The organism is Ruegeria sp. K11 (genome assembly GCF_056531905.1).
In genome coordinates this window covers 153,440-179,451 of sequence record NZ_JBQFMP010000007.1, presented here as the reverse complement: position 1 = coordinate 179,451, position 26,012 = coordinate 153,440, and the positions used below count along the sequence as shown (strand labels likewise).

The 26,012-nt window shown below is 58.0% G+C and carries 24 protein-coding genes; 11 read left to right on the top strand and 13 right to left on the bottom strand.

The window, feature by feature from the left end; translation table 11 throughout:
• Window positions 1-8 precede the first annotated feature (8 nt).
• The 3 genes from ACR0K4_RS13105 to ACR0K4_RS13095 are packed head-to-tail and all read left to right on the top strand — an operon-like array spanning window position 9 to window position 3,638.
• Window positions 9-986 (top strand): ABC transporter permease, encoded by a 978-nt coding sequence (locus tag ACR0K4_RS13105; protein ID WP_480518935.1) that lies wholly within the window; start codon window positions 9-11, stop codon window positions 984-986.
• Window positions 983-1,924, top strand: a complete 942-nt coding sequence (locus tag ACR0K4_RS13100; protein WP_480854325.1) for an ABC transporter permease — start codon at window positions 983-985, stop codon at window positions 1,922-1,924. The genes ACR0K4_RS13105 and ACR0K4_RS13100 overlap by 4 nt, the downstream gene beginning before the upstream one ends.
• Before the next feature lie 4 nt (window positions 1,925-1,928).
• Window positions 1,929-3,638 (top strand): ABC transporter ATP-binding protein, encoded by a 1,710-nt coding sequence (locus tag ACR0K4_RS13095; protein WP_480518931.1) that lies wholly within the window; start codon window positions 1,929-1,931, stop codon window positions 3,636-3,638.
• 16 nt (window positions 3,639-3,654) lie between these two features.
• Here ACR0K4_RS13095 and ACR0K4_RS13090 read toward each other — a convergent pair whose 3' ends face one another.
• Window positions 3,655-4,629 (bottom strand): LysR family transcriptional regulator, encoded by a 975-nt coding sequence (locus ACR0K4_RS13090; RefSeq protein ID WP_480854323.1) that lies wholly within the window; start codon window positions 4,627-4,629, stop codon window positions 3,655-3,657.
• A gap of 179 nt (window positions 4,630-4,808) precedes the next feature.
• Between ACR0K4_RS13090 and ACR0K4_RS13085 the strand changes: the two genes are divergently transcribed.
• The 3 genes from ACR0K4_RS13085 (at window position 4,809) to ACR0K4_RS13075 (ending at window position 7,948) form a co-directional block, all read left to right on the top strand.
• Window positions 4,809-5,804, top strand: coding sequence for a taurine ABC transporter substrate-binding protein (locus ACR0K4_RS13085; protein WP_480854392.1), 996 nt, complete (start codon window positions 4,809-4,811; stop codon window positions 5,802-5,804).
• Between the two features lie 75 nt (window positions 5,805-5,879).
• Complete coding sequence (locus ACR0K4_RS13080) at window positions 5,880-6,686, top strand: taurine ABC transporter ATP-binding protein (protein ID WP_480518925.1); 807 nt, start codon at window positions 5,880-5,882, stop codon at window positions 6,684-6,686.
• Entirely contained in the window at window positions 6,683-7,948 is a 1,266-nt protein-coding gene (locus ACR0K4_RS13075; protein WP_480518923.1) for an ABC transporter permease, read from the top strand. Before ACR0K4_RS13080 ends, ACR0K4_RS13075 begins: the two co-directional genes overlap by 4 nt.
• A gap of 73 nt (window positions 7,949-8,021) precedes the next feature.
• Here the strand turns inward: ACR0K4_RS13075 and ACR0K4_RS13070 are convergent, their stop codons facing one another.
• The 12 genes from ACR0K4_RS13070 to ACR0K4_RS13015 form a co-directional block, all read right to left on the bottom strand.
• Window positions 8,022-8,687, bottom strand: coding sequence for a D-lyxose/D-mannose family sugar isomerase (locus ACR0K4_RS13070; protein ID WP_480854322.1), 666 nt, complete (start codon window positions 8,685-8,687; stop codon window positions 8,022-8,024).
• 15 nt (window positions 8,688-8,702) lie between these two features.
• Window positions 8,703-9,629 carry a carbohydrate kinase family protein gene (locus ACR0K4_RS13065; RefSeq protein WP_480518919.1) on the bottom strand — a complete coding sequence of 309 codons (927 nt, stop codon included), beginning with the start codon at window positions 9,627-9,629 and terminating at the stop codon, window positions 8,703-8,705.
• A gap of 39 nt (window positions 9,630-9,668) precedes the next feature.
• On the bottom strand, window positions 9,669-10,742 hold the full coding sequence (locus ACR0K4_RS13060) for a glucokinase (RefSeq protein WP_480518917.1): 1,074 nt from the start codon (window positions 10,740-10,742) through the stop codon (window positions 9,669-9,671).
• Between the two features lie 381 nt (window positions 10,743-11,123).
• Entirely contained in the window at window positions 11,124-13,031 is a 1,908-nt protein-coding gene (locus ACR0K4_RS13055; RefSeq protein WP_480854321.1) for a beta-galactosidase, read from the bottom strand.
• The gene (locus tag ACR0K4_RS13050) at window positions 13,028-13,888 is read right to left on the bottom strand and encodes an SMP-30/gluconolactonase/LRE family protein (RefSeq protein ID WP_480854320.1); all 861 of its coding nucleotides are present in this window, start codon (window positions 13,886-13,888) and stop codon (window positions 13,028-13,030) included. Before ACR0K4_RS13050 ends, ACR0K4_RS13055 begins: the two co-directional genes overlap by 4 nt.
• Window positions 13,885-14,490 carry a 2-dehydro-3-deoxy-6-phosphogalactonate aldolase gene (locus ACR0K4_RS13045; protein WP_480854319.1) on the bottom strand — a complete coding sequence of 202 codons (606 nt, stop codon included), beginning with the start codon at window positions 14,488-14,490 and terminating at the stop codon, window positions 13,885-13,887. Before ACR0K4_RS13045 ends, ACR0K4_RS13050 begins: the two co-directional genes overlap by 4 nt.
• Window positions 14,487-15,380, bottom strand: coding sequence for a 2-dehydro-3-deoxygalactonokinase (locus ACR0K4_RS13040; protein ID WP_480854318.1), 894 nt, complete (start codon window positions 15,378-15,380; stop codon window positions 14,487-14,489). The genes ACR0K4_RS13045 and ACR0K4_RS13040 overlap by 4 nt, the downstream gene beginning before the upstream one ends.
• A gap of 4 nt (window positions 15,381-15,384) precedes the next feature.
• Window positions 15,385-16,152, bottom strand: a complete 768-nt coding sequence (locus ACR0K4_RS13035) for an SDR family NAD(P)-dependent oxidoreductase (RefSeq protein WP_480854317.1) — start codon at window positions 16,150-16,152, stop codon at window positions 15,385-15,387.
• 129 nt (window positions 16,153-16,281) lie between these two features.
• Window positions 16,282-17,622: an alpha-galactosidase gene (gene melA, locus ACR0K4_RS13030; RefSeq protein WP_480518905.1), complete on the bottom strand. Its 1,341-nt coding sequence runs from the start codon at window positions 17,620-17,622 to the stop codon at window positions 16,282-16,284.
• 22 nt (window positions 17,623-17,644) lie between these two features.
• Entirely contained in the window at window positions 17,645-18,493 is an 849-nt protein-coding gene (locus ACR0K4_RS13025) for a carbohydrate ABC transporter permease (RefSeq protein WP_480518903.1), read from the bottom strand.
• A 1-nt stretch (window position 18,494) separates the two neighbouring features.
• Window positions 18,495-19,421 (bottom strand): carbohydrate ABC transporter permease, encoded by a 927-nt coding sequence (locus ACR0K4_RS13020; protein ID WP_480518901.1) that lies wholly within the window; start codon window positions 19,419-19,421, stop codon window positions 18,495-18,497.
• 95 nt (window positions 19,422-19,516) lie between these two features.
• A complete protein-coding gene (locus tag ACR0K4_RS13015; protein ID WP_480518899.1) occupies window positions 19,517-20,776 on the bottom strand; it encodes an ABC transporter substrate-binding protein in 1,260 nt (419 codons plus the stop codon).
• Window positions 20,777-20,917: 141 nt separating this feature from the next.
• On the opposite strand from ACR0K4_RS13015, the gene ACR0K4_RS13010 reads away from it, so the two are divergent.
• The 5 genes from ACR0K4_RS13010 (at window position 20,918) to ACR0K4_RS12990 (ending at window position 26,005) form a co-directional block, all read left to right on the top strand.
• Window positions 20,918-21,709 carry an IclR family transcriptional regulator gene (locus tag ACR0K4_RS13010; protein ID WP_480518897.1) on the top strand — a complete coding sequence of 264 codons (792 nt, stop codon included), beginning with the start codon at window positions 20,918-20,920 and terminating at the stop codon, window positions 21,707-21,709.
• Complete coding sequence (locus ACR0K4_RS13005) at window positions 21,709-22,767, top strand: ABC transporter ATP-binding protein (RefSeq protein ID WP_480518896.1); 1,059 nt, start codon at window positions 21,709-21,711, stop codon at window positions 22,765-22,767. Before ACR0K4_RS13010 ends, ACR0K4_RS13005 begins: the two co-directional genes overlap by 1 nt.
• A 120-nt stretch (window positions 22,768-22,887) precedes the next feature.
• Window positions 22,888-23,847: a dihydrodipicolinate synthase family protein gene (locus ACR0K4_RS13000; protein ID WP_480854315.1), complete on the top strand. Its 960-nt coding sequence runs from the start codon at window positions 22,888-22,890 to the stop codon at window positions 23,845-23,847.
• Complete coding sequence (locus tag ACR0K4_RS12995; RefSeq protein ID WP_480854314.1) at window positions 23,838-24,770, top strand: 4-hydroxyproline epimerase; 933 nt, start codon at window positions 23,838-23,840, stop codon at window positions 24,768-24,770. Before ACR0K4_RS13000 ends, ACR0K4_RS12995 begins: the two co-directional genes overlap by 10 nt.
• Entirely contained in the window at window positions 24,767-26,005 is a 1,239-nt protein-coding gene (locus ACR0K4_RS12990; protein ID WP_480854312.1) for an NAD(P)/FAD-dependent oxidoreductase, read from the top strand. Before ACR0K4_RS12995 ends, ACR0K4_RS12990 begins: the two co-directional genes overlap by 4 nt.
• Window positions 26,006-26,012: the final 7 nt, after the last annotated feature.

Here is a 26,012-nt window from a genome sequence, read left to right as displayed (position 1 = left end):
GAAAATCAATGTTCGCATATATCGTCAGACGGATGTTCCAGTCCGTCATCGTGCTGTTGGTCGTGGGTCTGGTCGCGTTTTCGATGTTCCGCTTTGTTGGCGACCCGATCGACAACATGCTGGGGCAGGAACGCACGCAGGCTGACATCGACCGCCTGCGCACCGAACTGGGGCTGGATCAGCCCTTTGTGGTGCAATACGCCAAGTTCCTGCAGGGCGCGGTTCAGGGCAATTTCGGCGTCTCATACCGGCAGGGCCGACCGGTTTCGACAATTCTGGTGGAACGGGCCCCGGCGACGCTGGAACTGGCGTTTGTCTCGGGCTTTCTGGCGATCACGATCGGTATTGCCCTTGGCGTTTTCACCGCGATCCGACGACAAGGGATCGCGGCAAATGTGATTATGACCGTGTCCCTGATCGGGGTTTCGCTGCCCACCTTCCTCATAGGTATATTGCTGATCTACATCTTCTCGGTCGAGCTTGACCTGCTTCCCAGCTTCGGGAGGGGCGAGACCGTTATGATTGGCGGCTGGTCCACCGGGTTCCTGACCGCATCCGGTCTTAAGGCACTGATATTGCCTGCAATCACGCTGGGTCTGTACCAGATGACACTGATCATGCGGCTGGTGCGATCCGAGATGCTGGAAGTCATGCGCGCCGATTATGTCCGTTTCGCCCGCGCCCGGGGGCTGTCGGATCGGGTGATCAATTTCCGCCATGCGTTGAAGAATACTCTGGTGCCGGTGATCACCATCACGGGCCTGCAACTGGGCTCGATCATCGCGTTCGCGATCATCACGGAGACGGTGTTCCAGTGGCCCGGCGTGGGCCTGTTGTTCATCAACGCGATCCAGTTCGTCGATATCCCCGTGATGGCGGCCTATCTGATGCTGATCTCGGTGATGTTCGTGACGATCAACCTGATTGTCGATCTTCTCTACTATGCCATTGACCCGCGCCTGCGTGTCGACGCGAGGGCCACATGACCGATACCCCAAATACTCAAACCCAGTCGCGGATGGCCAAATTCTGGGACGGCGACTTTGCCTGGTCGTTCCGGCATTCACCGGTGGCGGTGATTGCCTCGCTGGTCGTGGTCATTCTGGTGCTGGCGGCAATTTTCGCGCCGCTGATCGCGCCCTATGATCCGTTTGACCCGTCTACACTGAACCTGATGAACGGGTTCACACCTCCGGGCACGCCCAACGCCTTCACGCAGGAAACCTTTCTGCTGGGCACTGACGATCAAGGGCGGGACGTGTTTTCGACCATCCTTTACGGCATGCGAATTTCGCTGTTCGTGGGGGCCGCGGCGGTGCTGCTGGCGCTGATTATCGGGGTTATTCTGGGGCTGGTGGCGGCCTATTTCGGTGGCTGGATCGAGACGCTGATCATGCGCATCGCCGATGTGCAGCTGACCTTTCCGGCGATCCTGGTGGCCATGCTTATCTTTGGTATCGCCAAGGGCGTGACACCGCCGGAATACCGCGATGAGATGGCCATTTATGTCCTGATCATCGCAATTGCCTTGTCCGACTGGGTTCAGTTCGCGCGCGTGGTACGCGGCGCGGCGCTGGTTGAGAAGAACAAGGAATATGTCCAGGCCGCCCGCCTGATCGGACGCGGATCCTTCCCGATCATGTTCCGCCATATCCTGCCCAATGTCCTCAGCCCGGTTCTGGTGATTGCCACCATCTCTTTGGCTCTGGCCATCATCGCCGAGGCGACGTTGAGTTTCCTGGGCGTTGGTGCACCTCCGACCCAGCCCTCGCTGGGGACGCTGATCCGGATCGGGCAGGGCTTCCTGTTCTCGGGCGAGTGGTGGATTCTGTTCTTCCCGGCCTGCACTTTGCTGGCGCTGGCCCTGTCTGTGAACCTGTTGGGCGATTGGCTGCGCGACGCGCTGAACCCCAAGCTGCGGTGATTTCATGAGCCTTCTGACGATCAACGACCTGACGGTCGAGTTTCCAACCCGTCGCCAATTGTTCACGGCTGTAGACCATGTGGACCTGTCGGTCGAACCGGGTGAAATCCATGGGTTGGTGGGTGAATCCGGGGCCGGGAAATCCACCATCGGCGCTGCCATTATGGGCCTTTTGGATCGTCCCGGACGGATCGCCAGCGGCACGATCAAACTGAGCGGCGATCAGATCAGCGGACTGGATGCCGAGGCGATGCGAGGGCTGCGCGGGAAGAAGATTTCGATGATCTTTCAAGACCCACTGACCTCGCTGAACCCGCTGTTCACCGTGCGCGAGCAATTGGTCGAGACCATTCAGGCGCATCTGGGTGGCTCGGATGCCGAGGCCAACGCACGCGCCCGCGATTTGATTGACCGGGTTGGCATACCCGATCCTGACACGCGCTTGGATCAATATCCGCACCAATTCTCGGGCGGGATGCGGCAGCGCGTGGTGATTGCGCTGGCCCTGTGTACCGAACCAGACGTGATTATCGCGGATGAGCCGACCACGGCGCTGGACGTTTCCGTGCAGGCGCAGATTCTGGACCTGATCAAGGAACTGGCGACCGAACGACAAGTTGGCGTCATTCTGATCACCCACGATATGGGGGTCATCGCCGATACCACCGACAAGGTGACCGTGATGTATGCAGGCAAAGTGGTCGAGACCGGCCCAACGTCTCAGGTCATGGGGCAACCCAGCCACGAATACACCAAGTCACTTATTGCGGCTGTTCCACGCCCGACGTTGAAATTGCACCGGTTTCCTCAGATCAGCTATGGCGGACGCGAGACTCGTTTCGCGATCGATGACATGGCCCGGCATTGGCCGAAAGTGGACAACGACACCAGCAAACCCATTTTTGAGATCCGGAACCTGACCAAGAAGTTCCTGCAGAAACGAGGTCTGCTGCCGTGGGATCGCACTTATTTTACAGCAGTGGATGACGTCAGCTTTGACATCCGCGCCGGTGAAGTGTTTGGCGTCGTGGGAGAGTCTGGTTCGGGCAAATCGACTGTCGCCCGTATGATCGCGGGACTTTACCCGGTCGACGGTGGCACAATAACGTTTGACGGCAAAGTGGTCAGTGATCTGACCAACAAAACCGCGCTGGATGCGTATCGCAAGAACATCCAGATGATCTTTCAGGACCCGTATTCCTCGCTCAACCCGCGTATGCGGGTTGATGATATTGTGGCCGAACCGATCCGCCATCACCGATTGATGGAGGGCGTCGATATCAAGCGACGCGTAGATGAACTTCTGGATCAGGTGGGCTTGGGCCACGAGGCCGGGATGAAATACCCGCATGAGTTTTCGGGCGGGCAACGTCAACGCATCTCGATCGCGCGGGCGCTGGCGACCCAGCCACGCTTTTTGATTTGCGACGAACCCACCAGCGCCCTGGATGTTTCGATTCAGGCGCAGATTCTGAACATCCTGAAGGATTTGCAGGAGCATCTGGGTCTGACTTTGCTGTTTATCAGCCACGATCTGCCAGTGGTGCGCCAGATGTGTGACCGTGTCGCGGTGATGAAGCAGGGCAAGGTCGTCGAGTTGCAGGAAACCAACGCATTGTTTTCAAACCCGACCACGGATTACACCCGCGAATTGCTCAGGCTGATGCCGCGACTGGATGATCTGTCGACCGATGGGCTGGGCTTGCAGGACTAGAAACTGACCTGAGGCGTTAGTCAGGCCGCGGTAAAATGGTTCTGAAATCGTCGGCCAGCCAAGGATACTTCGCGCTCATATGGTCGGTCACATGCCGTCGGATCAACCCCAGAAGCGTCCGGTAAATCAGGCGCGACGTCGACTCGGGATACACGTCTGTCGTGAACAGGGACACGGTGCGGGCAAAGCTTTTGCCCGGGAAAGGCAGGATGCGTGTGTCGTCATGGAACCCCCGGGCCTGATGATAGCTGGCGGCGGTCGTGATGGTCCATCCGCCGTTTTCAGCCACCAGGCCGATCAGCGATTGATTGCCCTCCAGTTCAAACCGGTTGGGCAGGGTAATTTTGCTACGCGTCAGCTGAATCTCGATTAGTTTGCCAATGGTGTGATCCCGCGAATACCGCAAAAAAGGCAAGGAACTTCTGGCGCTCAGCAAGTTCTCGACCTTTTCATCATAGCGGCGCGGCAGGATGATGATGAAGGGATCGCGCATCAGCGGGTATTCCGTCAGTCCCACAATCCGGCCGGCCGGTCTGGTCGCCACGCCCGCGTCCAGCTTTCGCGCCTGCAGTTTCTCGATGATCTCATGGCTGGGTCGCGTGAAATGGCGAAAACTGCAGCGGGGCAGGTTGGCCGAAAGCAGGCGGAACAGTTCGGGTACAATCTGGTTGTCAAAATCGTCAATCAGGCCAAGCCTCAGGTCCGTTGCATGTTGCCACGACCCGGACCGTATCTCGGCCTCGCCGCGCTGAAGCGCCAGTAAACCTTCCTGAACGTAGCGAGCAAAGACCGTTCCGGCCGGGGTCAGTTGCATGGGCCTGCGACTGTGATCGATCAGTTCGACCTCCAGCGCATTTTCGAGGCTACGCAGATGGTTCGACACGGTGCTGATTGACAAGCCGGTTTCCGCCGCCACTTTTTGAATGGAGCCGAGCTTGGAAATCAGCTGAAAGACATCCAGCCATTTCAGGCTGAGTGATTTATTAGTCAATTGTGACCTTTATATTTGCGTTACACAGCAATTCATCGAAACAAAGTTTCGCTTTTTTCGCAACCTTGAATTTGTTTTACTGTTTCCGAACCCTGCGTCTATGGTTTCGGGACTGATCCGACGTTCGGAAGACTCAGAACAATCGAACACACGAGACCAGCAGGGAGAAAATGGACAAAATGATCAAGAAACATCTACTTTCGACAGCTTTTGCCGGTGTGGCCGCATTGACCGCTTCTCAGGCCGCTGCATTGGATGAACTAACGGTCGCTTATTTTCTGGAATGGCCGATGCCGTTCCAATACGCCAAGGCCAACGGCACATATGAAGAAGAGTTGGGCGTCAAGATCAACTGGGTGTCTTTTGACACTGGTACGGCTATGTCTGCGGCGATGGCGTCGGGCGACGTACAGATTGCGGTCAGCCAGGGTGTGCCGCCTTTCGTGGTGACGACCTCTGCCGGTCAGGACATCCAGATCGTTGACGTGGCGGTAAGCTACTCGGAAAACGACAATTGCGTCGTTGCCGAGGCCTTGGAAATTGACAAGACCAATGCGGGCGAACTCAACGGCAAAAAGGTTGGTGTGCCGATCGGTACTGCAGCGCATTATGGCTTCCTGTCGCAAATGAGCCACTTTGGGGTCGATGTCGGTTCGATGGAGATCGTCGATATGGCACCAGCAGACGGTGCGGCTGCCTTTGCGCAAGGTAATCTGGACATGGTCTGCGGCTGGGGCGGTGCGTTGCGGCGAATGGTTGATCACGGCAACATCTTGTTGACCGGCGCCGAGAAGGAAGACTTGGGCATTCTCGTGTTTGACGTGACCAGTGCCCCATCTGGCTTTATCGAAGAAGAGCCCGAGCTTCTGTCTAAATTCCTGAAAGTGACGGCGGATGCCAATGCGAAATGGAACGCGGGCGACAGCAAGGACGAGATGCTGCCGGTGATCGCCAAGGATGCGGGTATGGACCCTGCTGATGCCGAGGCGACCATCTCCACCTTCACCTTTCCATCCGTGGACGAACAGCTGTCTGACAAGTGGCTGGGCGGCGGCGCGCAAGAATTCATGAAAGGCGTGGCCAATGTCTTTGTCTCGGCAGGTAGCATCGAATCCGCTCTGGATTCCTATGATGGCGCGGTGAACTCTGCGCCGCTTGCGGCAACAAGCAACTAAAGCCAGCAAGATGCTCGATCCGACCGGCCCCGCAAACGGGCCGGTCCTCAGCTATGCACGCAGGAAGGTAACAGAATGCCCGAATTGGACATTGTCGATTTATCCATGCGCTTCGACCTGCCGAACGGTTCCTCTGTTCAGGCGCTCAAGGACGTTTCCCTCAGTTTGAAAGAGGGCGAGCTGATGTCCGTCCTTGGCCCATCAGGCTGCGGTAAGACAACTCTGTTGAACATCCTTGCTGGGTTTCTGGCCCCCACATCGGGGCGGGTGGAGCTTAACGGCCATATCGTCAAAGGCCCTGATGCGGAACGCGGAATGGTGTTTCAGAAGGGCGCTTTGTTCGAATGGATGAATGTGCGTGAGAATGTCGAATTCGGGCCGCGCATGAAAGGCATGCCCAAGGCCGAGCGGGACAAGATCTCTGATCATTTGCTCGAGGTCGTGGGCCTGCAGGATTTCAAGGACAAAGCGGTATACGAACTGTCGGGCGGCATGCAGCAGCGCGTCGCGCTGGCGCGGTGTCTGGCCAATGAGCCGGACGTGATCCTGATGGACGAACCGCTGGGTGCGCTGGACGCGCTGACGCGGGAAAAGATGCAGGGGCTGGTCCTGAAGCTTTGGAAAGAGACTGGCAAGACGATCATCCTGATCACCCACTCGGTCGAAGAGGCTCTTTTGCTGGGCGAGCGCCTGATCGTCATGGCACCTCGGCCCGGTCGCATTCACCGTGAATACAATTTGCCTTTTGCCGAGCGTGGGGTGAATGCTGATCTGCGCGATGTCAAGAAATCTGAAGGGTTTGCAGAAAAACGGGATGAAATCCTGTCGATGATCTGGGAGATGGAAGAGGAAATCATGGGCCGGACGGAGCAGGTCGCATGATTGTTCTTCTGTTCTATATCGGTCTGTTCGGCGGCGCGTTCTTTATCGTGTACCTTCTGCGGCGTGGACTGACAGCCCGCCATGATTTCACCAGTCTGAAAACGGTGACATTTGGCGATGAAAGCGCAGTGCGGGCCGACCGTGCCGCCTCGATCATTTCAGTGCTGGTGATTTTCGTGATCTGGGCAGCGTTTACGGGATCCAAGCTTATCCCGATTCACGTGCCCGGTCCGTTTGTCGGCGATACCGAATTTACCTACACACTCGAAAACGCAGACGGCAGCACAGATGATGCAACCATTTTTGTGCGGGTGCCGGCCTTTGGCGAGCAGGCGGACTCCTTCGAAGTGGATCCCGGAAGCGGCTTCGCAAAAGACGATGCTTACTCCGCCGCGGCGGGTCGGTCCTCAACAATCCTGTTTGACAAAAACGACGATACGACGCGCAAAGACGGGGCTAAAATCATAGCCATCAACGGGACATCTATTGGCCCGGGTGTTCAGGTCGATACCGGAGACGGCAGCGTTGTTCTGACCGACAAGGGGGCCATCAGCTTTACGCCCAATCAGGGGCTGCAAATGAACCCGATCTGGCTGCCCGCGCCGGAAACCGTTGTGGCCAGATTCTTCGAGATCGCCAGCGAAGGTTACCAAAACTTCTCGCTGTGGCAGCATCTGGGATGGTCTTTGCTGCGTGTCATCGCAGGGTTTGTCGCCGGTGCATTGGTTGGTATCCCGTTAGGCTATGCCATGGGTCTGTCAGGCTGGTTCCGGGGTTGGTTCGATCCGATCGTCGAGTTCATGCGGCCCGTACCGCCCTTGGCTTTGATCCCGCTGGTCATCATCTGGTTTGGTATTTGGGAAACCGGCAAGATCGTCCTGCTGTTCCTCGCTGCGCTTTGGATCATGACCATTGCGGCGCGGGCGGGCGTATCTGGTGTGAATATCTCGAAGATTCACGCGGCCTATTCTTTGGGAGCATCAAAATGGCAGATCATGCGCTATGTGATCGTGCCGAATTCGCTGCCCGAGATTTTCACCGGTGCCCGCGTGGCCATGGGGGTGTGCTGGGGAACGGTTGTCGCGGCTGAGCTGGTTGCGGCGCAAAAAGGGGCAGGGATGATGATTATCGCTGCGTCAAAATTCCAACTGACCGATATCGTGATCATGGGCATCGTTCTGATCGGCGTCATCGGCTATGGCATCGACATCCTGATGCGCAAGGCCGAGAACTGGTTGGTTCCATGGAAAGGTCGCAGCTAGGCCAAGCTGCGATAGATGTGACACAAAACGGCCCGCGCAATTAAGCGGGCCGTTTTTACATGTCAGACGTTTTTCAGTAGTCCGCTACCAGAAGGAAGTCAGGAGTCGTATCTTCCTCGATGGTGGCAAAACGTGGAATGGGGTCTTCAAAGACATTATCGGTCCGGTCATCATTGACGGTCGACACTTCACCGATCAGACAATCCCCCCGTTCGGCCCAAAATGCGTGCCAGACGCCAGGCATCAGGGTGACGCTTTGGCCGGGTTTCAGGCGCATCAGCTCTCCGGGTTGAACAGTGACCGGGCATCCGTCACTCGGTACAGTCACCGGCGTCTCCCGATCTATCCCGCCTTCCGGGTCCGAGGCATAAAGCTCCATCACCAGATCACCTCCGCCCCGATTGATGATATCTTCGGCTTTCAGGATATGGCGGTGCATTGGCGACAACTGTTTGTCACGGGAAATCAAAAGCTTTTCCGCGTAGAGCATTCCATGTCCTTGGCTCAGGTCATTCACATCACCATTGCGCAGGGTAAACAGAAACAGACCAAGATCGTCGAACCGGCCTTGTCCATAATCCGTAATGTCCCACCCCAGACCGCGCGCACGAATGCCGTCTGCCTCAGAGCTGCGCATTTGTTCGGCAGACCAATCCGCAAACGGAGGCAGAACCGCACCGAAGGATTGAATGAAGGCCTGCGCCTCGGTCTTGATTTGGTTGATTTCAGAACGTTTCATCAGCTTGTCCGATTGTCAGATTTCCTGCGCCCATGGTGGGTTTGCCCCAGCGCGTGATACGGTGATAGCAGCCACCTTTGCGCCCTTTTCCAGCGCGGCTTTCAGATCCTCCGTCGTCAGACTGCGCAAATCCGATTTGTTTAGATGCCCAAGACGATCAAGCTCGGCGAGAACACCGGCGTTGAATGTGTCTCCTGCACCCACGGTATCCACAACCTCGACCGAAGGCACAGGTACAGACACTTCAGAGCCGTCCGCCAGATAACCTGTCGCCCCGAGGCTCCCACGCGTTACGATCACAATTGCCGGGCCAGCCTCCAGCAGCAATGGCACTTTCTCCCCATGGCCTTCCGGACCCGGAATAATCCAGTCAAGATCTTCGTCCGATACTTTGACGATGTCGGATTGCGCAATCATCTGGTTCAGCCGTGTGCGATAGCGCGTTTGATCCTGAATGAATCCGGGGCGGATATTCGGGTCGATCATAACGGCACACTGCGCCCCGTGTTTTTCCAAAAGGGCCGCATAAGCGTCGGCGCAAGGCTCGCAGGCTAGACTGATGCCGCCAAAGTACAGGGTCGTGACCCCCGGCAGCTGAACCGGCATGTCGTCGGGTTGCAGCATTCGCGCTGCCGAGTTCTCGTCGACAAAACTGTATGTGGCGTGCCCGTCTTTCAATTGGACAAACGCCAAAGTCGTCGGTCGGTCCGAGGTGATGACATGGCTGGTATCGACATGGCTGATCTGCAGAGTAGCAGTCAGTTGTTGCCCAAACATGTCACTGGACAGCCCTGTCAGCATTCCTGCCCGCGCGCCAAGACGGCCCAGTGCGATGGCGGTGTTAAAAATGGCACCGCCGGAATGAGGTACAAAACCCTGTTCACCAGACACTGTTGGCGCGCCGATCATATCGATCAGGGCTTCGCCGCAACACAGGATCATCCCAATACCCTCTTCCATCGCTGAATATGCGCAACAGATTTAGTGCGCGAGTGCATTTTTGCAGAAATTGTTAGCGCCAACAATGCCAAATTCATTTTGTTCGGACACGTAAAGATTCATCGATTGCCGCAGCGCCTCGAACCGCCCTCCGGCGTTGAATGCATTCAGGAACGACTGCCCGAACAGCCAACGGTTTTTCTCGGCAACGCCGCCAACCAAAAAGACGCCACCCGACGGGACCAGCGCTGTCGCCAAGTCTCCCATAATGGCCCCGAGATGTTCGGTGAACATCTGTGCGGTCCGAACCGCGCAGGCGTCGGTACCCTCGCGCGCCGCCTGCAAAATTTCCTTGGCCGAATGTGTCCTTGCAACCGGGTCGCCTGCGGCCAGGCCGACCGCCTGATACAGAATGGGAAGTCCTGTTCCGCTCAGGAACATCTCGGCCTCAAGCGCCAGGCTGTCACCAAAGAAACATTCAGGCGCGATCCGTCGGGCGGCGTCAAAGACATCGACTTCGTCGCGGTGTCGGGGTGACAGGCCCATATGCCCACCTTCTCCGGACACCGTATGGTAGTGCCCCTCGGAAAACACCAACGCGCCGACGCCCAAACCGGTGCCAGGCCCAACCACCAGTCTTGTGCCAGCCGGGGGTGTTGGATCGCCTTGCAGAACCTGCACGTCCGAACCGGTGATTTCCGCCACGGACCAGGCGGCAGCCGTAAAATCGTTAATTACGAAGGTGTGCTGGGCCCCTGTCGCCTGGGCAAGTTCCACCTCGGACAATTCAAGATGTGCATTGGTCAGATGGATTATGCCGTCACGCACTGGTCCCGCACCCGCCGCGACCACCGCGCGTGGGTTCGTGCCCACCTCGTCGCGCAAGTCGTGCAGAGCGGCGCGCAAATCCCCCAGGCTGCCAGTTGGATGTCTGCGCAAATCCGTCAATATGCCGTCTGTGACAACGCCCAGCCGGGTATTTGTCCCGCCGATATCTGCAACAAGGTTCCAGTCGGAGCGGGGCGCACCCGAGGGCTGCGCCAAAGGCTCGGGCCCTTCGTCAGAGGAAAGGGCAGATTGCAGACCATCAAGGGCTTCGCCCGAGCGATTTTCCAAGGTGTGCCTCTTTGTAGCAACGGATCGGTTCCCTGCAGCATGTATCAAATCCAGCCGCGCAATTAAATCCGCTTTGATGTCTGTCGAGGTCAAAACGTAAAGCTCAGGTTTTTGGTATGTCGTTGGGAAAGCCGCGCCAAATCAGCGCGTGTTGTATCACCAGAGATGATCCCCCACCAATCCACGGTACCAGAAAACGAATATTATCATATGCTTCGCATCTTCCAACGGCAGTGACGGGCTCAGAAAGGACTCCATCGTGAAAGTTTGAGTGTGCGAATTCCATGCGTGCGACCTGTCAGACGGTGGGCCAGAATATGCGTCACCTATCAGGAAATGTTAGCGTTATCAATTTTTGAATTCAGAGTGTGCAGACGAAATTCAGTCCAACTTGCGGTCTAAAAAGACCACATCACAAGCGCTCAGAGATGTTCCTTCCCAAACCACCGAATGGGCGTTGTAGTTAATCAGAACCTCGTGGGTTGCCGTCTCTCTGCGCCGCAAACCCTTTGGCATGGGACGAAGTTGCAGATCGACGCGGTCCGCCGCTTGTTTGATTATTCTGTCCCAAAGCGTATCGTCCGGGAAACAGGCAAGATACCACAGGCTTTCGCCCCCCTTGAGGACGGATGATCCATCGTCGAACACCATCAAATCCAAAGCCGCGCCCGATAGGCGTTCGACCCAGTGCACACCGGCCCCACCGCCCAGAACCGGGCGTTTTGTGCCGGGGGGTAGGGTTTCAATCAGATCCACCCTGCAATCAAGCTGCGACAGTCCGGGGCGGCCTTGCCGGGGAATGCTGAAATCCTGCGTAATGGCACCGGCGCGCGGTCCATAAATGACCAGATCACTGTCCTTGAACCGTTCTTGAACAGCGTTATCCAGTGTTGCCAGACCCGGCGCAAGAACCAGCTTGTAGGCGTGCGGCGCGGGATCAGTCGCGGATACAAAATCGACAGATAGTCCGGCCCGCCGAAGGGCGCGATAGGCCGAAAACACCAATCTGAAATAGTCGAACCCAGCCCCCTGTGGTTGCGTGGCCCACGCCCAGTCCGAGGCGTAGTCGAACACGATGGCAACCCGCGCTTGACAGGGGTCCAGCTTTCCCAACGCTTCAAGCTCGGTCGCGGTTTGCCTGGCCTCTGCCAGACCCGGCGCATCCCGGTTGTCTGGTGTCAGCAATCCCGCATGCATCTGCTCTTGCGCGAACGGAGCCTGACGCCAGCGGAAGTAGCTGACGACTTCGGCGCCATGAGCGATCGCTTCCAGTGACCAAAGACGAACCATTCCGGGCAGGGGGGCAGGGTTGTAGGGCGCCCAGTTCACGGGTCCGGGCTGTTGCTCCATCACCCACCACCGACCGCGACCAACCGCTCGGTAGAGGTCATGATGAAAGGCCTGCAAATCCGGATCGCCCTGCTGAAGAAAGGCGGTCTTATGCGCCTCGCTGCCCTCAAGCCGGTCCGACAGGAACCCGATGGGATAACTGTCCCATGTGGCGATTTCCAGATCAGCGCCGACCGAGAAATGATCAAATTCCAATGTACGGCCCATATAGTTATGCGACAGCGGTGCATCGGTCAGCGGGCGCAACACCTCGACCTGTGCCTTGTTGAACGCAACCACCTGATCCGAACTGAACCGTCGAAAGGCCAGAACATGCGCTGGGTTGGGCTCGGTCACGGTCAGATTGGGCAGATCGATCTGGTCGAAACGGTCATAATCCATGGACCAGAAGATGTTTCCCCAGGCATCGTTCAGCGCGGTGACGCTGCCATACCTGTCCTGTAGCCAGCCTTGAAAGGCGACCCGTGCTGCATCACTGTAGCTAAGCGCTGTGTCGTGGCAGCTGTATTCATTGTCGATCTGCCACGCGGCAACATGCGGGTTGCGCCCATAGCGTTCGCCCAAAAGCCGGGCGATGCGCCTGCATTCCTCAATATAACCTTGATTGCTGAAGCAGTAGTGTCGGCGAGAGCCGAACTTGCGGGGGTTCCCCTGCGCATCCACGGCCAGCATGTCCGGGTGTTTGTCCAGCATCCAACGGGGCGGCGTTGCAGTGGGGGTGCCCAGCACTATTTTCAGACCGGCAGCTCCAAGCGTTTCGATGGCGCGATCCAGCCAGTCAAAGTGCAGCTCACCCGGCTTGGGTTCGATCCGGCTCCATGCGAATTCGCCAATCCGGACCCAGGACAGCCCAGTGTCGACCATGCGGGCCGCATCTTGCGACCACATGTCCTCGGGCCAGTGTTCCGGGTAATAGCAAACACCAAGTTCGGGTTTCATAGAATAACTCTGTGCTCTGCCTGTCCCTTGCCAGCGTTTTTCACGAGAAAGGTCAGACCGTTCGAAGGTTGGGTGGTCAGTGTTTCCGCATCCAGTCCCTGACGGGCCGTGGTGCAGAACAACGTTGTCAAGTCATGCCCGCCGAATGCGGGGCAAGAGGTGTGAAAGGCGGGAACATCCACGACATTCACCAAAGCCCCATCGGAACCATAGACGGCCACGCGGCTCGCGCCCCATTGCGCAACCCAAAGCTGGCCGTCGGCATCCACGACCGCACCATCGGGGTTGAGCCCCTCGGCACGTAAATCCAGAAAAACGTCACTGTCCCCTTTGGGCCAACCGGTCTCCGGGTCCAGCGCGCATCGCATCACCTGCTGCGTCGCGGTATCCGTATAATGGGCGTAAGTCCGATCAGGGGTAAAACAGATCGCGTTCGAAACCGTGATGCCCCGAAACAGCGGTCTCAGTTCACCCTTCCAAAACCGATAGATTGATCCCGCGCCGTGTTCGGCACGTTTTCCCATCGTCCCGATCCAGAACCCACCCCACGGGTCCGCGCGCCCGTCATTGGATCGGGTCTTGGGCATGTCAGCCTCCAACGAGGCAACCAGTTCCTGCTGCCCGGTCTGCAGATCAAAACGCCACAGTCCGGTTTCCGAGGCGATCAAGAGCGTCTCCTGATCCACCCAGCCTGCCGCTGACACATGTTCTGAAAAGTTCCAGCTTTTCTGTTCTTCGTTTTCCCGAGTCATCAAACGCTTGCCGAGGATATCGAACCAGAACAATTGCTGCCGTGCGGGATGCCACAAAGGACCTTCTCCCAAATCGCAGGGCCTGTCATCAAAGATTACACTCATGCGGCGTCCGTATCATAAGCCGAGACGATCTGTTGCGCCCGATCTGCGATTTCAGATATTGTCATGCCCGGTTTGAACAGGGCAGACCCGATGCCGAACCCATCCGCGCCGGCCTTGATCCAGTCGTCGAAGTTCTCGGCGCCCGCACCACCGACCGCATAGACCTGAGTTCCTTTTGGCAATACCGGGCGCATTGCGGCCAAACCGGACGGGCCCGCCATAACTCCGGGAAACAGCTTCAACCCCGTTGCTCCGGCCTTGAGCGCCGCAAACGCCTCGGTCGGAGTATAGACACCCGGCCAGCTTTGTAGGTTCAGCGCGACCGAGCGCTGGATTACGTCGACGTCGCAATTGGGCGAAACAATTAGCTGCCCCCCAACCCCCGCGACCTGATCAACCTGCTGCGCAGTCAGGACAGTTCCCGCCCCGATCAGAGCGTCCTGACCAAAGCGTTCTGCCAGTATCCCGATGCTTTTGAGGGGGTCCGGCGAGTTCAAAGGCACCTCGATCCGGTCGATCCCTGCCTCAATCACGGCGTGGCCGACCTCGGCCGCCTCATTGGGGGTGAGGCCACGCAGAATGGCGATAATAGGACGGCTCATGCAGATTGCCTCGTCAAGGTTCGGGCGTGCAACAAACCCGCCAGAGTGGATTCCGTATCATTTGCGACCTCGACCATGGCCCCTTGCTGTTTCAGCGCAGTGGCATACACATCCGAAAGGTCTTTGGCACCGATGATCGCCAGTTGTTGTCCCAGCCAATAGGGACGGGTTGCGGCCAGCTCTGCTCCGATCAGATACCCTGACAGACGCGCCCGCGCGGTACCGCCGTCCTGTTGATGCAGCAAGTCTGCGGCGCGCAGGCCAAACAGACGGGTCGCAAGCTGTTCGGGTTTTGAGAGTGAATCGGCCACGGCCTCGGCGAAAGCGGTCGCGTCCCAGCCATCGCTGACCGAATGTCTGAGCACCGATTGACCGCGCAGTAGATCAAACATCTCGCCGGTCATGCAGGTCCGAAAACTGACGACCTCATTGGCGCTGATATGTGCCCACTTGGTATGCGTACCGGGCAGGCAGATCACCCCGTCCCAGTTCTGGCGGCGCGACAGGAAACCGGCAATTTGCGTTTCTTCCCCGCGCATGACATCGGGTGGCATGATCTGTTTCAACCCCGGTACAACAAAGGCGCGAATACGCGGGTCCGTGTTTGGCACGCGAATTGGCGCGTCAGGCAATGGAGCAGTCGGCACGGTCGAATAGGGGGCCTCAACCCAGCCCTGACGCGCGCCAACCATTCCGCAGGCCAATACGTCCACAGGCTCAGCCCCCAGCCAGCCATCGATCAGGCCCATCAGCGCGGGTTGAAATTCGGATTTTGCCAGCCGCGACATACCCTCGTCAGATTGTACGTGATCCCGAACATCACCGCCCTGCATAGCCCAGACCCGCAGGTGAGACGTCCCCCAATCAACAGCGATCCATTCTGCTTTCATCGCGTCACCCCGTCACCACAACGCCGCCATCGACAACCATGCATTGACCGGTCATTGCGCGGCTGGCCTGCGAAGCCAGAAACAATGTGGGGGCGATCATATCTTCGGGTTTCAGGTGTTCCTTCAGACATTGGCGGTCCAAATGCGCAGCCAGATCTTCCGGTGTGGCCCATTGATCAAGCTGTTTTTGCGTGAGAACCCAACCGGGTGCCAGGGCATTGACCCGGATATTATGCGGGCCCAGCTCTCGGGCCAAGGAACGGGTCATCCCGGTGATCCCGGCGTTCGAGGTTGTGTAGATCGGGTAACCGGCATTGCCCATCATGTAACTGATCGAGCTGAAATTGACGATGGACCCGCCTTTGTCCTGCATTTGACGGGCTGCTTCCTGACAGGCGAAGTAATAGGCTTTCAGGTTCACCTCGATCATCCAGTCCCAGAATTCGAGGCTGGTTTCCTCCAAGGAATGCCGCTGATCGTTGGCCGCATTATTGACCAGTACATCGAAGGGCCCGTGGGCTTGGGCAGCTTTGGTCATTGTGGCGTGCAACAATTCGGTGTCGGTCATGTCACCTTGCAAAAACAAGGGCGCGCGTCCGTGTTTTGCGCGCATCTCTTCAACAAAAGCGCTGGCGTCTGAACGCCCTATGAAGGCGACATTAGCGCCTTGGGCAAGGAACCCGTCGGTCAGGGCGGCGCCGACACCCGACCCCCCGCCGGTGATGTAGACAGACGCCTGATCGAGGTCTGGGAAAGTGGCGGTGGATGTCATTTCAGCGTCCCGGTGTTGGATGTCCGCCTGCGTCGCGGTTTTTTTGATTCTGCCAGTGTTGTGCGGTGTTTCATAGCTGCGGCGTGTTTGTTGCAGGGTCAGATTTGAGTATTTTTGAAAAGGTGAAGATCAGGCTGCCCGCGCCGGGCGGCACCAGTCGGGCAGCCAATCGGCATGGGCGGTCAGGAGGTCGTTGACCAGATTTCGGATCTGGCGCAGGTCCAGCTCGGCCGCCGTGTGGGGATCCATCATGGCGGCGTGGTAGATATGATCGGGGTTCTGTTCCGTCAGAGCGCGCACCGTCAGTTCCTGCACATTGATCTGCGTGCGCATGAGCGCGATCAATTGTGGCGGGATATCTGTGACCACCGAAGGCTGAATGCCGTTGGCATCCACCAGGCAAGGGGTTTCCACCGCTGCTCCCAGCGGCAATTGCGGGATTTGGCCGGTGTTGGGCAGGTTGCCATAGGCTGTATAGGGTGTATCTGTGACGATAGCGTTCATCAGATCGGCGGCGAATTCGTGGCTGCGGATCACTTCGATGTCGCGGCCATCGGTCAGGGTCTTGGCTTGCTCTTTCCAGCCGGCGATTTGTTCGATGCAGCGGGTGGGGTATTCGTCCAGCGGGATCGAGAACTGGTCGATCAGGTCCTGCCGGCCGTCCTTGATGAACCATGGCACGTATTCGGCCAGGTGCTCGGAACTTTCAGTGCAGAAATAGCCCAGATGGTCCATCACCTCGTAACGGACCTTGTTGGGGCAGCGAGGCATCAGCAGCGGGGCCTTGGGTAGTTGGCCACTGGCGTATCCCTGACGCAGCGTGGGATAGAGATCGCGGCCATTGTGTTCCAACCGCAGAAAGAACGCGACATGGTTGACGCCTGCGACTTTGAAGCTGAACTCGTCCTGCGGCAGGTCCAGATCATGGGCCAATTCCTCGACCGTGTTCTGGACGGAATGGCACAGGCCCACGTGTTTGAGGGCAGGGAACCGATCCGCCAATGCCCATGTGTTGATGGCCATCGGGTTGACGTATTGCAGCAGCGTTGCATGCGGGCAAAGCTGCATCATGTCCTGAGCCACACCCCACAAAACCGGTACAGTCCGCAGTCCCCGCATAATGCCGCCGATGCCCAAAGTGTCGGCAATGGTCTGACGCAGACCATATTGTTTGGGGATTTCAAAGTCTGTCACGGTGCAGGGTTCGTAGCCGCCCACCTGAAAAGCGGTGATGACAAAATCCGCGCCGTCCAATGCCGCGCGGCGGTCAGTGTGGGTTGAAACCGTGGCCCCTGTTCCGACTGAGCGGATCATGGCCCGCGCCACGGCTTCACTTTCACCCAAGCGTTTCGGGTCGATATCCATCAGCGCAAAATGGCTGTCGGCCAGCGCCGGGGTCAGTAACGCGTCGCCCACGATATTCTGCATGAAAATCGTGGAGCCCGCTCCGATGAAGGTAATCTTATTCATTTTGCAAACCTTTGGTTTGACGTCATTTGACTGCACCGAGGGTCAGGCCCGCGATAAAATGCTTCTGCATCAGAAAGAACATGGCCACCGGCGGCAGGGCCGCGACGATGGAACCGGCGCTCATCAATTGATAGGCGGCGCGGAATTGCGCGTTAAAGCTGGTGATCCCTGCTGTAACAGGCTGGCTCTCGGCACCCTGGGTCAGGACGACAGCCCAGAAATAGTCGTTCCAGATGAAGGTGAAGATCAGCACGCTGAGCGCCGCAATCGCAGGCTTCATCAGGGGCAGGACCACGTACCAGAAGATGCGGACCTCGCTGATGCCTTCGACCCGGGCGGCTTCGATCAATTCAAAGGGCAGGGCGCGGATGAAGTTGCGCATGAAGAGGGTGCAAAAGCCGGTCTGGAAGGCAATGTGGAACAGCACGAGGCCGGTTTTGGTGTTGTAAAGCCCAAGATCGAGTGTCAGGTCGCGCACTGGCACCATGAGGATCTGGAACGGGACGAAGTTGCCTGCCACGAACATGAAGAAGATCCATAGGTTCGATTTGAACTTGTAGATCCCAAGCGCAAAGCCAGTCATGCAGCTGAGCGCTACGGCTCCGATCACAGTCGGGACGGTGATCATGAACGAGTTCAGCAGGTATCGCGGCATGTCCGAGTTAAAGAACACCTGCCCGTAGTTGAAGGCCCCTTCAAAGCTGGAGGGCAGCCCCCAATAATTGGCATTGGTGAAATCTGCCGCCGGTTTGACCGAGAACAGGGCAACTGCCAGCAATGGGCCAAGCCACAGCAACAGCGCCAGAGGCAGCATGGCCTGATAGGTGATCTGCGCCGCGCGGGGTTGTTTTTCGATGGGTTTGGGAAACATCTCAGTGCCCCTTTTCTTCGCGATACATCGACCACAGGAAATAGGCGATGAAGCACAGCATGATGAGGAACAGGATCACGGCAATGGCGGCGCCGTAGCCCATGCGGAAGCCATACTCGGACAGCGCGACTTCGAACATGTAATAGGCCAGCACGCGGGACGACCCAAACGGCCCGCCTTGGGTCATAATCGAAATCAGGTCAAAGGATCGCAGCGCGCCGATGATGGTCACGACGAAGGCGATGAAGGTGGCAGGGCGCAGTTGCGGCAGGATGATGTGCCACAGCATCCGCGCGCCTTTTGCGCCGTCCAGACGTCCGGCTTCGATCTGTTCGGGGTCCACAGCGTTCAGGCCGGTCAGATAGAGGATCATGCAATAGGCGGTTTGCGGCCAAAGGCCTGCGAAGATGATGCCGTAGGTGACGAAACGCTCATCCCCCAGCACGTTCAGCGGGCCCAAGCCGAAAAAGCCCAGGAATTCGTTCAGCAGGCCGAAAGTGGGGTCATAGAACCATGTGAAGACAAGTCCTACAACGACCTGAGAGATGACGAAGGGAAAGAAAAACAGCGATTTATAGAGACGGATGCCCCAGACGGTCTGGTTCAGGAACAGGGCAATAAACAACCCCGCCGGGATCGCTGCGAGATACAGGATCAACCAGATCAGGTTGTTTTTGAGCGAGATATAGAAGGCATCCCGATCGACCCATTCCCAATAGAGGTCTTCATAATTGCGGAGGCCCACATATTCCGCAGCACCCAGCCCGTCCCATTCGTATAGCGACAGGTTGAAGGACTGAAAAACCGGGATGATGACATAAACCATAAAGAACAGCAGGCCGGGGGCCAGAAACAGCCACGGGGCGATGCGCTGCTGGTTGCGGTGGAACCAGCTTTCCTGCTCAGGAGCTTCGATGGCAATGGTCATGGGGACACTCGGATTAGGTCAAAGGAGTAAGGCGGGTTAGGACCCGCCTTACGCAGGTTTTGGTACAGACCGGGCATTGGCCCGGTCTGACCTGATCAGTTGTCGTAGATGCGCTGACGGGCGCGTTCCAGCTTGGCGAGGATGCGGTCTGCATTGTCCGGCTTGACCATGAATTCCTGGAAGCCTTCCATCGATACTTTGGCCATTTCAGCCGGTGCGTCGCGATCCCAGAACTGGGCGACGCCGCCGGGGCTGTTTGAGGACAGCATCTCGAAGCCCTGGTTCAGGAACTTGTCGTCATCCACGGCCGACTGTGCGTTGACCGGAAGCTGGCCGAGGTTTTTGCCATTGTTGATCTCGGTCTGTTCGTCCGGGGACACAACAAAGCGCAGGAACTCGCGCGCGGCTTCCTTGTTCGAGGCGTTCGACGGGATGTGGAACGTGTCGGTGGGTGCGTCTTCGGCCAGTTCAACGTCGGGGTTGATCGCCACGAACTGGTAGAAGTCCAGCTGATCATCGCTCAGACCGGCTTCGCGCAGGGGGGCCACGGCAAAGTTGCCCATCAGGTAAGCGGCGGCTTCGCCATTGACCATGAAGGGCAGGGCCTCTTGCCAGCTATAGGTCTGGTGGTTGTCGATGAAGGCACCCATATCGACCAGCTGTTTCCAGTTGGCGAAGGTCTGCTTGACGCGGTCGTCTTCCCAGCTCACCTCGCCATTGGCCAGTTGCTGGTGGAAGTCGAACCCGTTGGTGCGCATGTTCAGATAGTCGAACCAGCCGCCTGCGGTCCACAGGAACTTGGTGCCGATGGTATAGCAGGCGCGGCCCGAATCCACGATCTTCTGGCAGTTGGCCAGCTCTTCTTCCCATGTGGTCGGCTCGGTCAGGCCCAGCTCGTCAAAGATGTCTTTGCGGTAGTAGACGCCCCACTGATAGTAGGTATAGGGCACGCCCCACTGCTTGCCATCGATGGTCATCGCGCCTTTGGTCGAGGCCAGATTGTCGCCAATTTCGGCTTCGGCCCACAGGTCAGAGACGTCTTCGAACAGGCCAGCGTCGACATAAGGCTTCATGCGGTTGGCGGCATACCATGTGGCAACGTCCGGCGTATCCGCAGTCAGGAAGTTGCGGATCTGGGTCTTGTACGCCTCGCGGTCGATCACGGTGGTTTCGATTTCCAGATCGGGGTGCTGAGCGGCGAACCGTTCGATCATCGCTTCCATCGTCGCGCGCGGCGCCGGGTTGGATGTATCCAGGAAAATCCGCAGCTCGCCGCTGAGTTCAGCTGCTGCCGGAGCAGCAAGTGCAACGCTCATGGCCAGCGCGGCCGTTGTGCGCTTGAAGATGGAATGCATGGTTTCCTCCCTTAGCTTCCATTTATGGTTCCAAATAATGAAACATTGTTTTACATATTGAAAACTACACATCGAATCGGTTACCGTTGTCAAGACCCTCGTGGAGGAGTGAGACGGTCAGCAGGAGGAGGACAGGTACCCGTGGCAGGTGACGGAACAATCGGCAAGGCATGTGACGTGCTGGACCAGGTGGCCTCGTTTGGTCGCCCGGTGCGTTTTGCGGAACTGCTGGAAAGCAGCAGCTTTCCAAAGGCATCGCTTTACCGGTTTCTACAGACCCTGACCAATCAGGGCATGTTGCACTACGATCCCGACCGTCAGACCTATTCACCGGGGCTGCGTCTGGTGCGGCTAGCACATTCTGCGTGGACGCAAAGTTCGCTCGCGCCGATTGCGCGCCCTATTCTGGACCGGCTCAGCCTTGAAACGGGCGAGACCGTGCATCTGGCGCAGCTGGATTCCAGCCAGGTTCTGTATGTCGACAAGCGCAATGCGAAAAACCCGGTTGAAATGTATTCCGAGGCCGGCAAGGTCGGCCCCGCGTATTGTACAGGTGTTGGCAAGGCCATGTTGGCCTTTCTGGACCAGGATCGTCTGGACAAGGCGATTTCATTGCAGAGCTTTCACCGGTTCACCGAAAAGACACTCGCCTCGGAAGAGGCGCTGCGCGCGGATCTGGATGTGATCCGTGACCGCGGCTATGCGGTAGATGATGAAGAGCATGAGCCCGGCATCATCTGCATCGCCTGTCCGGTCCTGTCATCCACAGGTCGCCCCCTGGGAGCGATCTCGGTGACAGGTTCGACCGAACGGATGGGTTTTGATCAACTCAAGGAATGGGTTCCACGGGTTCGGCAATCTGCCGAACAGATCGGAACCGAAGCACAGGCATGGCGGTTCCCCGAGAGCCAGAAAAACAGGATGCAAGCATAATGACCGGCGTGACACTCAACAGCGCAATCAAACGATATGGCCAGACGCAGGTCATTCACGGAATTGATCTGCAGATCGAAGATGGCGAATTCTGCGTGTTCGTGGGGCCTTCGGGCTGCGGCAAGTCCACGCTGCTGCGGATGATCGCAGGGCTGGAGGAGACCTCGGAAGGGGAAATCCATATCGGCCAGCGCGATGTGACCCATATGGACCCGGCCAAACGCGGTGTGGCGATGGTGTTCCAGACCTATGCCCTCTATCCGCATATGACAGTGGCCGAGAATATGGGATTTGGCCTGCGCATGAACGGCGTGCCCAAGGCCGAGATCGACACCAAGGTTCAGGAAGCGTCGAACATCCTGAAGCTGGACCAGTATCTGAAGCGCAAGCCCAAAGCTTTATCCGGGGGTCAGCGCCAGCGGGTTGCCATCGGGCGCGCCATCGTGCGTGGCCCTGAGGTATTTCTGTTTGACGAGCCGCTGTCGAACCTCGATGCCGAACTGCGGGTCGAGATGCGGGTTGAGATTGCGCGCCTGCACAATGAGATCGGCGCGACGATGATCTACGTGACCCATGATCAGGTCGAAGCGATGACCATGGCGGACAAGATCGTTGTCCTGCGCGATGGCCGGATCGAACAGGTCGGCGCGCCGATGGATCTGTACCGCGACCCGGACAATCGGTTTGTTGCCGGTTTCATAGGCTCGCCAGCGATGAATTTTCTGGATTGCGATGTGGTTGACGGTCAGGTGATCCACCCTGCGATCACTCAACCCCTGCCGGTGACGGCCTCTGTCCCGGACGGGATGGGCCGGGTTACACTCGGAATTCGCCCCGAACATATCGGTGTGGATCGGACCGGCGACACCTGCACGGTCGATCTGACCGAGGCACTTGGCGGTGTCAGCTATTCGTATTTGCTGACGTCGAATGGCGACAAGCTCATCGTTGAAGAACGCGAGGACGAGCGCAGCAGGCAAGGCGCGCGGATCGGGATCACGATCCGGCCTGAACGAGCGATGATGTTTGACCCGGAGACTGGTCAGCGCCTGCGATAAGCTTCAAAACAGTAGGTGCGTTTTACGAACGCACCATTACTCTGGATTTTGTATCCAATATCCTTTAGGCACACCGCAACGACAAAGATCGCCTAAGTTCTGCCGTTAAAGGAGCAGCCGATGCCAACCAACATATTCTCGGGTACAATGCCCGCCCTGATGACACCCTGCACCCCGCAGCGACAACCTGATTTCGATGCGCTGGTTCGAAAGGGTCGCGAGATGATCGATGCAGGCATGTCTGCCGTGGTCTATTGTGGATCGATGGGGGATTGGCCATTGCTGAGTGATGAACAGCGCATGGAAGGGGTCTCGCGTCTGGTTGAAGCGGGCCTGCCCGTCGTTGTCGGTACCGGAGCGATCAACACGAAATCCGCAGTGGCTCATGCCGCACATGCACAAAAGGTCGGGGCTGTTGGTCTGATGGTGATACCACGGGTGCTGTCACGCGGCAGCTCTGCGATTGCGCAACGCAACCACTTCAATGCCATTCTGGGCGCCGCACCACAGGTGCCTGCGGTCATCTACAACAGCCCACATTATGGCTTTTCGACCCGCGCCGAATTGTTTTTCGACCTAAGAGCCGCGCATCCCAATCTGATCGGCTTCAAGGAGTTCGGCGGGGCTGCCGATCTGCGCTATGCCGCCGAAAACATCACCAGCCAGGATGACCAGGTGACCTTGATGGTGGGCGTGGACACTGAGGTTTACCATGGGTTCGTCAATTGTGGTGCAACCGGATCAATCACCGGTATTGGTACGGCTCTGCCCCGCGAAGCGCTGCTGCTGGCCGAGCTGTCTAGGAAAGCGGCGAAAGGACATGCCGAGGCCCGTCGGCGCGCCCAAGAATTGACCGAGGCCATTCATGTCTTGTCCAGCTTTGACGAAGGCCCGGATCTGGTGCTCTATTACAAGCATCTTCTGGTGTTGAACGGAGAGGATGAATACCGTCTGCATTTCAACGAAACGGATAAACTGACGGATGCGCAGCGAATCTACTGCGAACAGCAATATGCTCTGTTCGGTGCATGGTTTGCGGACTGGTCTAAACAAGGTGGTGTCATCGCTGAATGCATGTAATCGATAGCCATACGGGCGGTGAGCCGACGCGCGTCATTCTGAATGGCGCGCCAGACCTTGGGTCCGGGACGTTGCAACAGCGCGCGCAGTCTTTGGCAACCGAGCACAGGCAGTTTTATCGCTCGGTCATGTTGGAGCCGCGCGGGCAACCCGCAATGGTCGGCGCGTTGCTGGTTGAACCCATTGATCCAACCTGCGTGACCGGCGTCATTTTCTTTGATGTCGATGCAGTCCTTGGCATGTGCGGCCACGGAACCATCGGCCTTGCGGTCACTCTGGCGCATCTGGGCCGGATCGGCTTGGGGACCCACCGGATCGAAACGCCTGCCGGTGTGGTGACAATAGTCCTGCACGATCCAAACACCGTGACGGTGAAGAATATCGAGAGCCGACGGGTGCATAAGGCCATCACTCTGGACGTCCCCAATTATGGCGCAGTGACAGGCGATGTTGCCTATGGCGGCAATTGGTTTTTCATCGTCGACCCCAGTCCGATACAAGTAGAGCCGGGCAATATCGACGCCCTGACCGATGCGGCTATTGCCATCCGTCAGGCCTCGATCGCGCAGGGGATCGGCGGAGAAAAGGGCGAACCGATTGATCACGTGATCTTTCAGGGAAGCTCGGACACCGAAGGCGTGCACAGTCGGAATTTTACCCTTTGTCCTGATGATAATTATGACCGCTCGCCCTGTGGCACCGGAAGCTCGGCCCGACTTGCGTGTCTGGCGGCGGACGGGGACCTTTTGCCGGGCGACGAGATTGTTCAGGAAAGTGTCATCGGCAGTTCTTATCGCCTTTCGTTTGAGCCCGGGCCAAGGGGTGGGGTCGTCCCGTCGATCAAGGGGCAGGCCTATATCTTCGCCGAAGCAACGCTTTATTTCGCGCCGGAGGATCCGTTTCGCCTCGGGATTGAAACGTGAGCGACCAGATCATTGTGATCGGGGCTGGGGTAATCGGGCTTACGACGGCTTTGGAACTGCAGCGACGCGGTCACTCTGTGCTCATCCTCGACCGCGATGGCGTTGCCGCCCGCTGTTCGGTGGGTAATGCCGGGGCGTTTGCCTTCGCGGAAGTCGAGCCGTTGGCCACGCCGGGTATCCTGCGCAAAGCGCCGAAATGGCTGTTGGACCCTTTGGGTCCGCTGTCTATTCCGCCCTCTTACGCAATAAGGATCGCTCCTTGGATGCTTCGGTTCTGGAAGGCCAGCCGTCCGAAGCGCTACGCGGAATTGCTTGGCGCGCAGGCCGACCTAATGGACTTTTCCAAGGCCGCATTGGATCGCTTGCTTCCCCGGATTTCGGGCGAACACCTGATACAGCGCGACGGGCAAATGCAGCTATACGAAAGCGAAGCGGAATTCCGCGCCAGTCTGCCCGCATGGACCCTTCGCCGCGCACATGGAATTCCTTTCGAACTCCTCACCGACCCCGCCGCGATCGCTGAACGGCAACCCGGTCTGAGCTCCCGGTTTACCCATGCAGGGTTTACACCGAATTGGCTGAACACCCTCGATCCCAAGCTTTGGTGTCAACATCTGGCGCAGAATTTTCGCGACCGTGGCGGCCGGATCGAACGGCAAGAGGTGCTGGCCATCAAGCCTCTTGCTGCCGGGGTTCGGGTGCTGTCGCAGGGAGACAGCCTGGATGCTGCCCGTGTCGTTCTGGCGGCGGGCGCGTGGTCGCATCATCTTGCCCGGACTTTGGGTGACCACATCCCGCTGGATACCGAACGGGGATACAACACGACCCTTCCGCGAGGAGCGTTTGACTTGCGTACGCACCTTACGTTCTCGGGGCACGGATTTGTGGCCAGCCGCATCAACGGAGGCGTACGCGTCGGCGGAGCGGTTGAGTTGGGTGGTCTGACTTTGCCGCCGAACTTCAAACGCGCCGAGACATTATTGAACAAGGCAAGACAATTCATGCCGGGGTTGAAGACCGAAGGCGGCACGCAATGGATGGGGCACCGACCGTCCCTGCCGGACAGCATCCCGGTTATTGCGGCCTCGGAACGGTTGCCCGAAGTGATCTATGCGTTTGGCCATGGCCACCTGGGCCTCACCCAATCCGCCGGAACCGCCGAGTTGGTGGCCGCATTGATTGATCGGCAAACACCACCGATTTCCCTGCAGCCCTTTTCCGCCAGCCGGTTCTGAGGAGCAT

Excerpts from the sequence above, each read along its gene's own strand:
- melA (WP_480518905.1), bottom strand. The coding sequence starts at position 17,622 with ATGAATAAGATTACCTTCATCGGAGCGGGCTCCACGATTTTCATGCAG.
- ACR0K4_RS13075 (WP_480518923.1), top strand. The coding sequence starts at position 6,683 with ATGATTGTTCTTCTGTTCTATATCGGTCTGTTCGGCGGCGCGTTCTTT.
- ACR0K4_RS13080 (WP_480518925.1), top strand. The coding sequence starts at position 5,880 with ATGCCCGAATTGGACATTGTCGATTTATCCATGCGCTTCGACCTGCCG.
- ACR0K4_RS13040 (WP_480854318.1), bottom strand. The coding sequence starts at position 15,380 with ATGAAAGCAGAATGGATCGCTGTTGATTGGGGGACGTCTCACCTGCGG.
- ACR0K4_RS13105 (WP_480518935.1), top strand. The coding sequence starts at position 9 with ATGTTCGCATATATCGTCAGACGGATGTTCCAGTCCGTCATCGTGCTG.
- ACR0K4_RS13045 (WP_480854319.1), bottom strand. The coding sequence starts at position 14,490 with ATGAGCCGTCCTATTATCGCCATTCTGCGTGGCCTCACCCCCAATGAG.
- ACR0K4_RS13055 (WP_480854321.1), bottom strand. The coding sequence starts at position 13,031 with ATGAAACCCGAACTTGGTGTTTGCTATTACCCGGAACACTGGCCCGAG.
- ACR0K4_RS13015 (WP_480518899.1), bottom strand. The coding sequence starts at position 20,776 with ATGCATTCCATCTTCAAGCGCACAACGGCCGCGCTGGCCATGAGCGTT.
- ACR0K4_RS13000 (WP_480854315.1), top strand. The coding sequence starts at position 22,888 with ATGCCAACCAACATATTCTCGGGTACAATGCCCGCCCTGATGACACCC.
- ACR0K4_RS13035 (WP_480854317.1), bottom strand. The coding sequence starts at position 16,152 with ATGACATCCACCGCCACTTTCCCAGACCTCGATCAGGCGTCTGTCTAC.
- ACR0K4_RS12995 (WP_480854314.1), top strand. The coding sequence starts at position 23,838 with ATGCATGTAATCGATAGCCATACGGGCGGTGAGCCGACGCGCGTCATT.
- ACR0K4_RS13005 (WP_480518896.1), top strand. The coding sequence starts at position 21,709 with ATGACCGGCGTGACACTCAACAGCGCAATCAAACGATATGGCCAGACG.
- ACR0K4_RS13095 (WP_480518931.1), top strand. The coding sequence starts at position 1,929 with ATGAGCCTTCTGACGATCAACGACCTGACGGTCGAGTTTCCAACCCGT.
- ACR0K4_RS13025 (WP_480518903.1), bottom strand. The coding sequence starts at position 18,493 with ATGTTTCCCAAACCCATCGAAAAACAACCCCGCGCGGCGCAGATCACC.
- ACR0K4_RS13065 (WP_480518919.1), bottom strand. The coding sequence starts at position 9,629 with ATGATCCTGTGTTGCGGCGAAGCCCTGATCGATATGATCGGCGCGCCA.
- ACR0K4_RS13070 (WP_480854322.1), bottom strand. The coding sequence starts at position 8,687 with ATGAAACGTTCTGAAATCAACCAAATCAAGACCGAGGCGCAGGCCTTC.
- ACR0K4_RS13050 (WP_480854320.1), bottom strand. The coding sequence starts at position 13,888 with ATGAGTGTAATCTTTGATGACAGGCCCTGCGATTTGGGAGAAGGTCCT.
- ACR0K4_RS13020 (WP_480518901.1), bottom strand. The coding sequence starts at position 19,421 with ATGACCATTGCCATCGAAGCTCCTGAGCAGGAAAGCTGGTTCCACCGC.
- ACR0K4_RS13100 (WP_480854325.1), top strand. The coding sequence starts at position 983 with ATGACCGATACCCCAAATACTCAAACCCAGTCGCGGATGGCCAAATTC.
- ACR0K4_RS13085 (WP_480854392.1), top strand. The coding sequence starts at position 4,809 with ATGATCAAGAAACATCTACTTTCGACAGCTTTTGCCGGTGTGGCCGCA.